Consider the following 12400-nt stretch of genomic DNA (forward strand, 5'->3'; position numbering starts at 1 on the left):
GCCACCGCGGGGCTCGCAAACCCGGCTCACTCCTCGGACTCACCGGCCCCCCTCCGTTCGCCACTGCGGGGCTCGCAAACCCGGCCCGCTCCGGGTCAGGGCAGGCCCTCCCAGCGTTCGGTGAGGTCACCCCGGGCACCGACGGCCGCGACGAGATGACCGCGCCACCGCTCGTCGGCCGTCGGAAAGTCCTCCCGCCAGTGGCAGCCCCGGGTCTCCTGGCGGGCGTACGCGGCGGCGACCAGGGCGGACGCCACGGTGACCAGGTTCGTCGCCTCCCAGCCGGCGGTGCCCGGCCGACCCTGGCCCTGCCCCAGCCCGGTCAGGGTGGCGGCGGTCGCGGCCAGGGTCGACGCCGACCGCAGCACCCCCGCGCCCCGGGTCATCGCCCGTTGCAACGCGGGCACCCCCTCGGCGAGCAGCACCCCGCCCCCGCCGCCCACCCAGGCACCGGTCTGCGCCGGTTGCGCCTGCTCGGGCAGCCCGGCGGCGATGTCCTCGGCGATCCGGCGGGAGAAGACCAACCCCTCCAGCAGCGAGTTGCTGGCCAGCCGGTTCGCGCCGTGCACGCCCGTGCAGGCGACCTCACCGCAGGCGTACAGGCCGGGGATGGAGGTCCGGCCGCGCAGGTCGGTGCGGACGCCACCGGACGCGTAGTGGGCGGCCGGGGCGACCGGGATCAGATCCGTCGCCGGGTCGACCCCGATGGCCATGCAGGACGCGACGATGGTCGGGAACCGCCCGGCGAGGAAGTTCGCGCCGAGGTGCCGGGCGTCGAGAAAGACGTGGTCCGCGCCGGTGGCCAGCAGCACCCGGTGGATGCCCTTGGCCACCACGTCCCGGGGGGCCAGCTCGGCCAGCTCGTGCTGGCCGAGCATGAACCGCTTGCCGTCGGCGTCGACCAGGTGGGCGCCCTCACCGCGCAGTGCCTCCGACACCAGCGGCTGCTGGGCCAGGCCCGCGCCCGGCACCCGGGCCTGCTCCGGCACGATCAGGGCGGTCGGGTGGAACTGCACGAACTCGACGTCGGTGACCGCCGCTCCGGCCCGCATCGCCAACGCCACCCCGTCACCGGTGGAGACCGCCGGGTTGGTGGTGGCCGAGAAGACCTGCCCCATCCCGCCGGTGGCCAGCACCACCGCACGGGCCAGCAGCGCGCCGACGCCGTCCTCGCTGCCCTCACCCAGCACGTGCAGGGTGATGCCGCAGGCCGGGCCGGGAGAGTCCGGGCCGTCGCCGGGGGCGCGCAGCAGGTCCAGCACCAGGGCGTGCTCGACCAGGCGGATCCACGGGTCCCGGCGCACCGCCGCGTGCAGGGCCCGCTGCACCTCCGCCCCGGTGGCGTCCCCACCGGCATGCACGATCCGGTCGGCCCGGTGCCCGCCCTCCCGGGTGAGCATCAACGAACCGTCCGGGTTGCGGTCGAACTCCGCGCCGATGCGCATCAGCTCCCGCAGCCGCAGCGGCCCCTCCTCGACCAGCAGCCGCACGGCCGCCGGGTCGCAGAGTCCGACCCCGGCGATCTCGGTGTCGCGGGCGTGCGCCGCGGGCGAGTCGGCCGGATCGAGTACGGCGGCGATGCCGCCCTGCGCCCAGCGGGTCGACCCGTCGTCGATGTTGACCTTGGTGACCACGGTGACGTGCAGGCCCGCCTCGCGCAGGTGCAGCGCGGCGGTCAACCCCGCCACCCCGGAGCCGACCACGATCACATCGGTGGTCTCCACCCAACCGGGCGCGGGAGCAGCCAACAGTCTGGGCAGGGCCGGCAGGTCGACGGTCGGCGGGAGTTCCATACCCACAGTCAACCCGAACGATCCTCGCGACGGGCGGCGGGGGCGGGACGAGTGGTTTCGACTACCCCGTCCGCTACTTCGTCCGCACCGGCAGGGCGGCCGGTCCGCCGCCCTTCAGCGAGGCGGTCACCGTCCGGTCGCTCAACCACAGGTAGCAACGGACCCCCCGGTCGCCGACCCGCCACCGGCCCGGCCCCGGCGGACGCACCACCACGCCGCTGCGGAAACGCAGGTCGGCGTCGTCCGGCACACCCACGTAGCGACCCAGCAGGCTGCGGCAGCCGGCGTACAGCGGCAGCCAGTCGACGTCCTTGACCGGATAGGGCCGGTCGGGGGCCTTCCAGGCGCCCACGAACTCCGCCTCGTGCACGGTCGAGCACTCCACCGGCACCAGCACCTGCACCCCGGCACCCCGGCCGCTCCTGGCCCGCTGACAGCCCAACCGCAGCGGCGACGGGCCCTTCAACGCATCCCGCAGGCTGCCCGTACGGGTGACCACGGTGGCCGCCGCCTCGACGGTGGTCACCTCGCTCAGGTCGCACCGGAACCAACGGGCCCCGGCCGTCCAGCCGAGCGCGGTCGGCAGCGCCACCGCCAGCCGCAGTCGGCCGGCCCGCCAGTCGTCGCCCAGGTAACCGGCGGCCCGGGTGTCGCACTCGGCGAACGCACCCCGCAACTCCGCCGAACCGGTGACCGGCGCGACGACCCGCTCGCCCGGCAACGCGCCCACGTGCACCGTCTCCACCCGGTGCGGCACCGCGCAGTCCACCGGCGCGTACGCCGCCAGGGCGACCGTGTCGGTGAAGTCGGCGACCTGGCAAACCCCCGCCTCGGGGGTGAACGGCCCGGCCGGCGGCAGGGCCGCCCAGTCGTCGGTGAGATCGCCGTCGAGGCCGCCCGGCGCACCGCAGCCCGCCAGGACCACACCCACCGCCAACGCGGCGATCAAGACCCTCATCGGACGACGCAACGCGGCCTCCCCCAGCCGACGACCGTCAATCCGACGGTCAGTCCAGGGTAACCAAAAATGACCTTCCGGTAACAGACCGGAATTCCGGTCAGCCCACGACGGCGAGCGGACTCGGCACCGGGTCCCCGGCCGTCCCCGGGGCCGCAGCCGCCGGATCGCCGCCCAGCTCAACCACCCTGTTGCCGGCGTCCACGTGGACCACCCGGGGGCGGTACGTCCGGGCCTCCGCGTCGTCCATCTGACCGTACGAGATCAGGATCACCAGGTCGTTCGGGTGCACCAGGTGCGCCGCCGCGCCGTTGATACCGATCACCCCGCTGCCCCGCTCCCCCGGGATCACGTACGTCTCCAGCCGGGCCCCGTTGGTCACGTCCACGATCGCCACCTGCTCGCCCGGGAGCAGGTCGGCGGCGTCGAGCAGATCCTGGTCCACCGTCACCGAGCCGACGTAGTGCAGGTCGGCCTGGGTCACCGTCGCCCGGTGGATCTTCGACTTGAGCATGGTCCGGAACATCGGCTTGCCTCTCGACAGGTGGTGTGCGTGGTCAGGAGCGGGGGGCGAGGTCGATCGCCAGGTTGTCGATCAACCGGGTGGTGCCCACCCAGGCCGCGATCAACAGCCGGGCCGGGCCGGCGACCGGCCCCGGCTCCAGATCCGGATCGGTGAGCACCAGATAGTCCAGTCGCACACCCGGCACAACGCCGAGCACCCGGTGCGCGGCGGTCAGCACGTCACCGGCGTCCGCGCCCCGCCCGGCGGCGTCCGCCCCGGCCCGCAGCGCGGCCGAGAGGCTCAACGCGACCTGCCGCTCGTCCGCCGACAGGTAGCGGTTACGACTGGACCGGGCCAGCCCGTCCGGCTCCCGTACGGTCGGCACGCCGACCACCTCGACCGGCACGTCCAGGTCCCGGGCCATCCGACGGACCAGGGTGAGCTGCTGGTAGTCCTTCTCCCCGAAGAAGGTCACGTCGGGCCGGGTGAGCTGGAGCAGCTTCAACACCACGGTCAGCACCCCGTGGAAGAAACCGGGCCGGCTCTGCCCCTCCAACTCCTCACCGGGCCGACCCGGGTCGATCCGGACCGTGGGCTGCCCGTCCGGGTACATGTCGGTCACGGCCGGGGCGAACACCAGGTCCGCACCGGCCCGCCGGCACACCTCCAGGTCGGTGTCGAGGGTGCGCGGATACCTGTCGAAGTCCTCGTTCGGGCCGAACTGCAACGGGTTCACGAAGATCGTCACCAGCACGTGGTCGGCCCGCTCCCGGGCCGCCCGGATCAGCGCCTCGTGCCCCGAGTGCAGCGCACCCATCGTCATCACCACACCGACCGTGCCGGCCAGCCCCGCCCGGGCCTTCGCCAGCTCCACCCGGGTGTGCACCAGTTCCGTCACTGAACCGCCTTCCGTTCGCGACTGCGGGGCTCGCAAAACCGGCTCACTCCTCCCGCTCACCAGCCCGCCTTCCGTTCGCGACTGCGGGGCTCGCAAAACCGGCTCACTCCTCCCGCTCACCAGCCCGCCTTCCGTTCGGCTCACGCCGCCACCTCGCGGTGGATGCCGGCGAGCACGTCGAGCAGAGACTCGGCGTCGACCGGGCGCAACCGGCCCGCCGCGATCGCCCGGTCCGCGCTCCGTCGGGCCAACGCCAGGTAGGGGGCCACGGATTCCGGCGCGGTCTGCGCCAGCCGGGCCAGGTGCCGCCGTACGGTGCCCGCGTCGCCACGCGACACCGGGCCAGTGAGCGCGTCGTCGCCAAGCCGCAGGGCGTTCTCCAACGCCGCCCGCAGCAGCGGGGCCAGCACCTTCTCCGGCTGGGTCACCCCGGCGTCCCGCAGCCGGTCGGCCGCCTCGTTGACCAGGGTCACCAGGTGGTTCGCGCCGTGCGCCAGGGCCGCGTGGTAGAGGACCCGGTCGGTCTCCCCCACCCACTCCGGCACCCCGCCCAGGTCGGCGACGAGCCGGGCCGCCGCCGCCCGCAACTCCACCGGTGCGGTCACCCCGTAGGAGATGCCGGCCAGCCGGGACAGGTCGTCCGGCGTACCGGTGAAGGTCATCGCGGGGTGCAGGGCCAACGGCCGGGCACCGACGGCGGCGGCCGGGGCCAGCACGGTCAGGCCGTGCGCGCCGGAGGTGTGCGCGACCACCTGGCCGGGGTGCAGCGCCCCGGTGTCGGCCAAACCGGCGACCACACCGGCCAGCGCGTCGTCGGGGACGGCGAGCAGCAGCAGGTCGGTGGCCTCCCGGGCGACCGAGGTCGCCGACCGGGTCACCGCGTCCGGTAGGAGCAACGCGATCCGGGCCCGGGTCGCCCCGGAGACGCCGGAGGCGGCGACCACCCGGTGCCCGGCGGCGACCAGCGCCGCCCCGAGCACCGCACCCACCCGGCCGGCACCGATTACACCCACGGTGAGCTGGGCGGGAAGGACGAACGGGACACCGGGTGCGGCAGGGCCCTGCGGTACGGCGACGCCGGGGGCAGCCGGACGCGGGCGCAGCGGTGCGCTCATGGCAACGATCCAGTCCTCGAAGGGGGTACCGGTCGATCGCAAGTATGCGCCGGGGGCAGGGAACCCGAACAAGGATGTGTGAAAACCTTCACCGACCCCGGGCACCGGGTGCCCCGATGGCGGCGACCCACCCGGTGCGGCAGCTCACCCGGTGTGGCGGCTCACCGGTGGCCGGCCAGGAACCCGGCGTCGACGAACTTGACGTTGCTGTCCGGGCGTACCCCGTCGTCCCCGTCGGGCGTCGTCGGGGTGTTGCGGCCGTCCTGCACCACCAGCAGCCCGCCGGGGAAGCCCGGCAGCGGCGTCGCCGTCACCGCCGCCCCGTCGCACTCCTGCACGCCGTCGACCCCGCCGTCGACCACCGCGAACCGCCCGGTCGGCCGGTTGGTGACCCGGTCGTAGGTGAAGAACGTGTCGTCGCCCTGGCTGGACACGACGAGGGTGCCCGCGTACCGGCCGGTGGGCAGGATCGTCAGGCCCTCCACGTCCTGGGCGATCCGCCCGCCGAAGCCCGGGTCGGCGGTGTCGTCGGCCACGCAGTCGTCGGCCGCCGGGTCAAAGACCGCCGGGACGCCGTACTCGCGGACCCGCTCCACCGACCGGGGTACGCCCACGAACCGGCCACCGACCAGCCGGGTCCGCCACAGGCCGACCTTCTCCTGCGCCAGGTACACCACGCCGGTGGCCGGGTCCACCACCGTCCCCTCCACCTGCGGGCCGTCCCCCGGGTCGGTGCACGGCGACCAGGCGGAGCCGTCCGGCAGGGTGAACGTCGACGGCAGCACCAGCCGCCCCACCGGCCGGTAGCTGACCTTCCCGGCCCGCTCCACCAGCCGGAACACCCCCACCTCCGGGGTGCTGCGCCGGCTCACCACCGCGTACGCGGCCCCGTCCCGGTCGGTGAACGTGCCCAACCCGTACGCGGTGCGTTGGGTGTTCACCTCTGCCTGGTCCCGGCTGAACGCGAACGGCGGCTGCGGCGCGGTCACGTCGACCAGCCGCCGCGACACCGGATCGATCCGGTAGAACCGGAGCTGGTCGCGTCCCCGGTCGGTGACCACCGCCAGGTCGACCGGCCGGCCCGCCAGCCGGAAGCCGCTGACCAGGTCGACGTTGTTGAACCGGCCCGCCTCGTCGTCCGGGCCGGGTGCCGGCGGGGTGGCGATCGCCTGCCGCTCCCGGGCCCGCAGGTCGTACACCCGCAGGCCGCCGTTCTTGGCGGTGACGACCACCAGGCTGCCGGCCCGGTCGGTCGGGTGCACCCAGATCGCCGGATCGTCGGCGTCGGCGTCTCCACCGGCGGCGTCGTCGAACAGGGCGGGTGTCTCGGCCACCGCCCGGACCGCACGCGGCACGTCGTCGCGGGCGGGCGCGGCGGCGGCACCGGTGGTCGTCACCAGCAGCGGTACGACCGCCAGCGCGGAGATCACGATTCGTCTCATGCCCGCAGACCGTAGGGTCGGCACGGTGACGGACGCTGAACACGGGATGAACGCGATTCGCTGGCAGTACGCCATGGACGCCGCCCTCTACGGGCCGCGCGGCTTCTTCGTCTCCGGGTCCGGCCCGGCCGACCACTTCCGGACCAGCGTGCACGCCTCTCCGGCGTTCACGGCGGCGGTGTTCCGGCTCGTGTCCCGCCTCGACGCCGCCCTCGGTTTCCCCACCCCGTTCGACGTGGTGGACGTGGGTGCGGGCCGGGGTGAGCTGCTGCGCGCCCTGGCCGCCCTGGCCCACGGGTCGGCGACGCCCGGCGCGGCTGCGACGCCGCTGGCCCACCGGCTGCGGCTCACGGCCGTGGAACCGGCCCCCCGCCCGGCGGACCTGCCGCCCGACATCGCCTGGACGACCGAACCCCCGGCGGGAATCACCGGCCTGCTGACCGCGACCGAATGGCTGGACAACGTCCCCCTGGACGTGGCCGTCCCCACCGGCACCGGCTGGCGCTACCACCTGGTGGACCCGAGCACCGGCGAGGAAACCCCCGGCCCCCCGCTGACCCCGGAAGACCTCACCTGGCTGACCACCTGGCACCCCACCCCAACCCCGGCCGCACCCCCCACCACCGCCCCGGTGATCAAGAGGTTTGCGTCAACGGAGGGGCCCGAACCTGACGCAAACCTCTTGATCACCGGGCGGGGGGAGCGAGAGGGGCGAGGGGGGCGGGTTGAGGTGGGGCGGAGTCGGGACGAGGCGTGGGGGCGGGCCGTCGGGCGGCTGCGGCGGGGGGTGGCGTTGGCCGTGGACTACGGGCACCTGCGCGAGCGGCGGCCGGTGGACGGGACGTTGACCGGGTACCGGAACGGACGGCAGGTGCCGCCGGTGCCGGACGGGTCGTGCGACATCACCGCACACGTCGCCATGGACTCCGTCGCCGCCGCCGGTGCACAGGTCGCCGGGTGTGCGTACACGCTGGTGTCGCAGCGGGAGGCGCTGCTCGCGCTCGGGGCCGACGGTGGGCGACCGGCGCTGAGCCTGGCCGGCAGCGACCCCGCCGGGTACGTGCGGGCCCTCGCCGCCGCCTCGGCGGTGGCCGAGCTGACCGACCCGGCCGGACTCGGCGGGCACCACTGGCTGCTCCAGCCGGTCGGCGTCGCCGTCGATGCGCTCATGGCACGATGACCGGCATGACCACGGACACCGGTGAACTGCGCGAGCTGACCGTCGGCACCGGGGCCGGCGGGGAACAGCTCGGCACCGACATGGTGCTCAACATCGGCCCGCAGCACCCCTCGACGCACGGCGTGCTGCGGCTGAAGCTGGTGCTCGACGGGGAACGGGTGGTCGCCGCCGAACCGATCGTCGGGTACATGCACCGGGGCGCGGAGAAGCTGTTCGAGGTCCGCGACTACCGGCAGATCATCGTGCTGGCCAACCGGCACGACTGGCTGTCGGCGTTCTCCAACGAGCTGGGTGTGGTGCTCGCCGTCGAACGGCTCATGGGCATGGAGGTGCCCGAGCGGGCCACCTGGCTGCGGATGGCGCTGGCCGAGCTGAACCGGGTGCTCAACCACCTGATGTTCCTCGGCTCCTACCCGCTGGAGATCGGCGCGATCACCCCGGTCTTCTACGCGTTCCGGGAACGGGAGACCATCCAGGCGGTCATGGAGGAGGTCTCCGGCGGCCGGATCCACTACATGTTCAACCGGGTCGGCGGGCTCAAGGAGGAGGTTCCCGCCGGCTGGACCGGACGGGCCCGCGCCGCCATCGGCGAGGTCCGCCGCCGGATGCCCGACCTGGACCGGCTGATCCGACGCAACGAGATCTTCCTGGCCCGTACCGTCGGGGTGGGGGTGCTGTCGGCCGCCGACGCCGCCGCGTTCGGGGCGTCCGGGCCGGTCGCCCGCGCCTCCGGGCTCGACCTGGACCTGCGCCGCGACGACCCCTACCTGGCGTACGACCAGCTCGACGTGCCGGTGGTCACCCGCACCGCCGGGGACTGCCACGCCCGCTTCGAGGTGCTGCTCGACCAGGTGTACGCCTCACTCGACCTCGCCGAACAGTGCCTCGACCGGGTCGACCGGCTCACCGGGCCGGTGAACACCCGGCTGCCCAAGGTCGTCAAGGCCCCCGAGGGGCACACCTACGCCTGGACGGAGAACCCGCTCGGGATCAACGGCTACTACCTGGTCTCGCGGGGCGAGAAGACGCCGTGGCGACTCAAGCTGCGCACCGCGTCGTACGCCAACGTGCAGGCGCTGGCCACCCTGCTACCCGGCTGCCTGGTGCCCGACCTGATCGCGATCCTCGGCTCGATGTTCTTCGTGGTCGGCGACATCGACAAGTAGACCGGGGCCGACACCACACCCGGGCCCGACCCGGCCCGGCACCGGGGGCCTGACCCGGCACTGCCCGGCAGCGGGGCCTGATCCGGCCCTGCCCCGCACGAGGGCCCGACCCGGCACCCGGACGGTCAGCGCCAGTGGCCGCCGGCACGCGGGACGTCGTCCTGCGGGGGGTAGCCGTACCGCTCCTCGCCGTCCCACTGCTGGTGCCCGCGTGGTTCGGGGTCGGGGGTACGCCACGACACCACCGGCTCCCGGTCCCGCCACTGCTCGGCCGGTTGCCCGCCCCACCGCTGGTCGTCCACGGGAACGGACCGGTCCGCAGCGGGCTGCCCGGTGCGCGTGGACCAGTCCGGCGACGGCTGTCGTACGCCGCCCGGCCACTCCTCGCCCGGCGGGACGGCCCGCCCCGGCCGCTCCTGGGCCGGCTGGGCAACAGACGCCGACCAGTCCGGTGCGGACGGCGCGGGCTGGGCGGTCCGGGCCGGCCGGTCCGGGGCCGCCTGTACCGGCTGGGCTGCCCCGGCCGACCACTGCTCGGCCGGCCGGTGACTGCGCGCTGGCTCCCGCCACTGCTGCGGCACCGGGACACCACCCGCCGGCAACGCCGGGCGGCCCTCCGGCGTCGACCGGCCGCCACCCCACCGCTCACCGGTCCGCGCCGGCTCCTCCCGGTAGGCGTCCTCCTGCCGGTACGGGTCCTCCTGCCGGACCGAGGCCCACCGGTCGGAGTAGTGGTAACCGGCCCCGTCGGCGTGCACCTCCGCCCGGCGCTCCCCGACCCGCAGCTCCCGGGCACGCCCGTCGTCGCGCACCTCGGCCCAGCGGTCACCGGCGCGTACCTCGCGGGCCGGCGGGTCGGCCCGGTTCTCGGCCCACCGGTCACCGGAAGGCACCTCGGGCGCGGACGATTCGCCACGGGTCTCGGCCCAGCCGGACCGGCCGCCGGACGACCTGACGCCGCCCTCCCCACCGACCGGGGACCACTCGGGGCGGGGCTGCTCGGGACGGGACCACTCCGCGCGGGCCGGTTCGGGGCGGGGCTGCTCGGGACGGTCGTCGGCCGGGGCACCCCACGAGGGGCCGGACGCGGCCGGCCAGGCCCGCTCGTCGCGGGACGGCGGGCGGGACGCCCGGGACCGGTCGTCGGACGGGGCGGACCAGTCCCGGCCGGGCGGCTCCGCCTGACCCGACCAGGGGTGCTGCGGCTCCCCACCGGCCCAGGACGGCTGCTCCGCGCCGGGCGTCCAACGACCGGCGTACCCACCGCCGTAGCCGCCGGCCGGATCGGGACCGTCGACGACGGTGTGCCGGGTGGTCACGTGCACCGTCTCGGTGTGCCGCACCACGCCGAGCGGACGCGACGTCGACTCGGCACCGGGCACCGGGCCACGTGGTTCGCGAGCGGACGTCCCGTACCCGCCGGGCTGGCCGGTGGTCGGGCGGTCCGGGGCGTACCGGCGGCCGGACGCTGCGGGGGTCTCCCGGTCGGCGGCGACCCGGCCCCGGCCCGTCGCGACCGGCTCGGCGTCGTCCGCCGCGCCCCAGTCCGGCGGGTTCTCCTCGGCGACGGCCCGCCGACGGCCGACCGGGACCTCCGGCGCCGGTTCGACGACCGGGACCCGGGCCCGGCCCGCACCGACGACCCGATCCTCGACGGCCGGCGGGTCGCCTGCGGCCGTCGCCAGATCGGCCGTCACCGCATCCAGCCGGCGACGCAACGCGGTGACCTGCTCCTCGGCCCGCTGGGACTGGTCCAACGCCTGGTTGCCTCGCTGGGCGGCGGCGACGATCTCGCTACGCAGCTCGCGCCGAAGCTGCGCCAGCTCGTCGAGCACCTCCGCATCCGACGACCGGGTGCCGCCGTCGGCCCGCAGTGCGATGGAGAGGCCGATCAGCACCACGGCGGTGATGGCCAGCACCGCGGCGAACCGCAGCGGACCGTTGCCGTCGGCGAACAACAGGATCAGCGCGGCGATCGGCGCGAACGCCACCCCGATCCAGAACAGGACGGTCAGAAGCTGCGGGCTGCGCTTCTCGGAGACGACCGGGGAGGGCATGGCTGTGCAGCCTACCGAGATGTACGCGGGCTGGGAACGGTCCCAGGGCAGAAATGCCCCGATCTCGGCCGGTACGGCGCAGCGGACCCGGCTGACCTGCCCCGTGCACCGAGGTCGTCGCCGCACCCGTCGACGGGGAAGGTGAGAAACGACTCAGGACGGGCGCGGTCGCGGTCGGGGGGAGCCGACCGCGACCGGGAACGCTCAGCTGGTGGCGAGCGCGCCGTCGGACGAGAAGACCAGGCCCACGCTGGCGGTGCCGGTCTTCAGCGCGTTCTTGGTCTGCGGGCCACCGGCGTCCAGCGAGCTGAACGAACCGGCCTTGAAGTCGTAGACCTCGACCAGACCGGCCTGGCACTTCGGCCGCTGCGGGCACTCCGGCGGGCCGGCCAGCACGGTGTCCTTGCCGGAGCACTTGGCCGCCAGGTCGGAGAGGGTCTTGAGGGAGTACTTGTCGGCGAACGCCTTGGTCACCGCGAAGGCGTTCTGGTCCTGCGCCGAGGACGGGGTGCCGAACGTGATGCCCGCCTTGTCCCCCTCGGACTTCAACGCGCTGACCGTCTTGTCCAGCTCCGGCGAGGAGACCGGGGTGGCGTCCTTGCCGTTGGCCTTGGTGTTGAGGAACTCCGCCATGGTCGCCGCGTACTCGGGGACGACCTGGATCTCGCCCTTCTCCAGGCTCGGCCCGTACAGCTCGCGGTTGCCGATCTGCTGCACCTTGACCTGGTAGCCGGCCGCCGTGAGGGCGATGTTGTACAGCTCGGCCAGGGTCTGGCTCTCGGAGAAGTTGCCCGCCCCGACGACGATCTGCCCACCGGGCCCCTTGGCGATGCCGGTGGTCAGACCCGTGGCGACGGCGAACTCCTCGGCCGCCGCCTTCGGCGTCTTGCGGTCCACGTCGACGGCCTTGTTGAGGGCGATCAGCTTCGGGGTGTCCAGCGCGGCGGAGACCTTGTCCAGTGCGGCGAGCAGCTGCGGGTTCGCCACCTTGGCGTTGACCGCCGGAATGATGTTGTCGGTGTTCTGGAGCTTCTTGTCGTCGTCGAGGACGACCAGCTGCTCACCGGCGACCGGGGCGCAACCCGCACCGCTCGCGCCCTGCTCCGGAGCATCGGTGCCGGACGAGCCGGCGTCTCCGCACCCGGTCAACAGACCCGCCATGGTCAGGGCGCCCACCGCACCCACCGCCAGCCGTGTCCGTACGCGCATCGTGCCCGCCTTCCGTGTCCCGGCACGGCCCGGGCAGGGCCGGCCGCGTGTCCGACGGGCGACGGCCGCCGCCCGCG

The 12400-nt window shown here is 74.5% G+C and carries 10 protein-coding genes; 2 read left to right on the plus strand and 8 right to left on the minus strand.

Annotated elements, in window-relative coordinates; translation table 11 throughout:
- Positions 1-95: 95 nt before the first annotated feature.
- The 6 genes from AB0B63_RS21355 to AB0B63_RS21380 form a co-directional block, all read right to left on the minus strand.
- Complete coding sequence (locus AB0B63_RS21355) at positions 96-1793, minus strand: L-aspartate oxidase (protein WP_357021335.1); 1698 nt, start codon at positions 1791-1793, stop codon at positions 96-98.
- 73 nt (positions 1794-1866) lie between these two features.
- Positions 1867-2751, minus strand: a complete 885-nt coding sequence (locus AB0B63_RS21360; protein ID WP_357021338.1) for a septum formation family protein — start codon at positions 2749-2751, stop codon at positions 1867-1869.
- Positions 2752-2851: 100 nt separating this feature from the next.
- A complete protein-coding gene (panD, locus tag AB0B63_RS21365) occupies positions 2852-3277 on the minus strand; it encodes an aspartate 1-decarboxylase (protein WP_357021341.1) in 426 nt (141 codons plus the stop codon).
- 31 nt (positions 3278-3308) lie between these two features.
- Positions 3309-4154, minus strand: a complete 846-nt coding sequence (gene panC / locus AB0B63_RS21370; protein ID WP_357021344.1) for a pantoate--beta-alanine ligase — start codon at positions 4152-4154, stop codon at positions 3309-3311.
- Between the two features lie 140 nt (positions 4155-4294).
- Positions 4295-5269 carry a DUF2520 domain-containing protein gene (locus AB0B63_RS21375; RefSeq protein WP_357021347.1) on the minus strand — a complete coding sequence of 325 codons (975 nt, stop codon included), beginning with the start codon at positions 5267-5269 and terminating at the stop codon, positions 4295-4297.
- A 161-nt stretch (positions 5270-5430) separates the two neighbouring features.
- On the minus strand, positions 5431-6711 hold the full coding sequence (locus AB0B63_RS21380) for a phytase (protein ID WP_357021350.1): 1281 nt from the start codon (positions 6709-6711) through the stop codon (positions 5431-5433).
- A 46-nt stretch (positions 6712-6757) separates the two neighbouring features.
- Here AB0B63_RS21380 and AB0B63_RS21385 point away from each other — a divergent pair, with 46 nt between their 5' ends.
- Both AB0B63_RS21385 and AB0B63_RS21390 read left to right on the plus strand, forming a co-directional pair.
- Entirely contained in the window at positions 6758-7891 is a 1134-nt protein-coding gene (locus AB0B63_RS21385; RefSeq protein WP_357021479.1) for an SAM-dependent methyltransferase, read from the plus strand.
- Positions 7888-9057 carry an NADH-quinone oxidoreductase subunit D gene (locus AB0B63_RS21390; protein WP_219465076.1) on the plus strand — a complete coding sequence of 390 codons (1170 nt, stop codon included), beginning with the start codon at positions 7888-7890 and terminating at the stop codon, positions 9055-9057. Before AB0B63_RS21385 ends, AB0B63_RS21390 begins: the two co-directional genes overlap by 4 nt.
- 125 nt (positions 9058-9182) lie before the next feature.
- On the opposite strand, the gene AB0B63_RS21395 is transcribed toward AB0B63_RS21390, so the two are convergent.
- Together AB0B63_RS21395 and AB0B63_RS21400 are read right to left on the minus strand one after the other, a co-directional pair.
- Positions 9183-11114 (minus strand): hypothetical protein, encoded by a 1932-nt coding sequence (locus tag AB0B63_RS21395; RefSeq protein ID WP_357021353.1) that lies wholly within the window; start codon positions 11112-11114, stop codon positions 9183-9185.
- 204 nt (positions 11115-11318) lie between these two features.
- Positions 11319-12323 (minus strand): glycine betaine ABC transporter substrate-binding protein, encoded by a 1005-nt coding sequence (locus AB0B63_RS21400; protein ID WP_208567753.1) that lies wholly within the window; start codon positions 12321-12323, stop codon positions 11319-11321.
- Between the last annotated feature and the right edge of the window lie 77 nt (positions 12324-12400).

Source organism: Micromonospora sp. NPDC049081 (genome assembly GCF_040648835.1).
Taxonomy (GTDB): domain Bacteria; phylum Actinomycetota; class Actinomycetes; order Mycobacteriales; family Micromonosporaceae; genus Micromonospora; species Micromonospora antibiotica.

Excerpts from the sequence above, each read along its gene's own strand:
- AB0B63_RS21355 (WP_357021335.1), bottom strand. The coding sequence starts at position 1,793 with ATGGAACTCCCGCCGACCGTCGACCTGCCGGCCCTGCCCAGACTGTTG.
- AB0B63_RS21360 (WP_357021338.1), bottom strand. The coding sequence starts at position 2,751 with ATGAGGGTCTTGATCGCCGCGTTGGCGGTGGGTGTGGTCCTGGCGGGC.
- panD (WP_357021341.1), bottom strand. The coding sequence starts at position 3,277 with ATGTTCCGGACCATGCTCAAGTCGAAGATCCACCGGGCGACGGTGACC.
- AB0B63_RS21375 (WP_357021347.1), bottom strand. The coding sequence starts at position 5,269 with ATGAGCGCACCGCTGCGCCCGCGTCCGGCTGCCCCCGGCGTCGCCGTA.
- AB0B63_RS21380 (WP_357021350.1), bottom strand. The coding sequence starts at position 6,711 with ATGAGACGAATCGTGATCTCCGCGCTGGCGGTCGTACCGCTGCTGGTG.
- AB0B63_RS21385 (WP_357021479.1), top strand. The coding sequence starts at position 6,758 with ATGAACGCGATTCGCTGGCAGTACGCCATGGACGCCGCCCTCTACGGG.
- AB0B63_RS21390 (WP_219465076.1), top strand. The coding sequence starts at position 7,888 with ATGACCGGCATGACCACGGACACCGGTGAACTGCGCGAGCTGACCGTC.
- AB0B63_RS21395 (WP_357021353.1), bottom strand. The coding sequence starts at position 11,114 with ATGCCCTCCCCGGTCGTCTCCGAGAAGCGCAGCCCGCAGCTTCTGACC.
- AB0B63_RS21400 (WP_208567753.1), bottom strand. The coding sequence starts at position 12,323 with ATGCGCGTACGGACACGGCTGGCGGTGGGTGCGGTGGGCGCCCTGACC.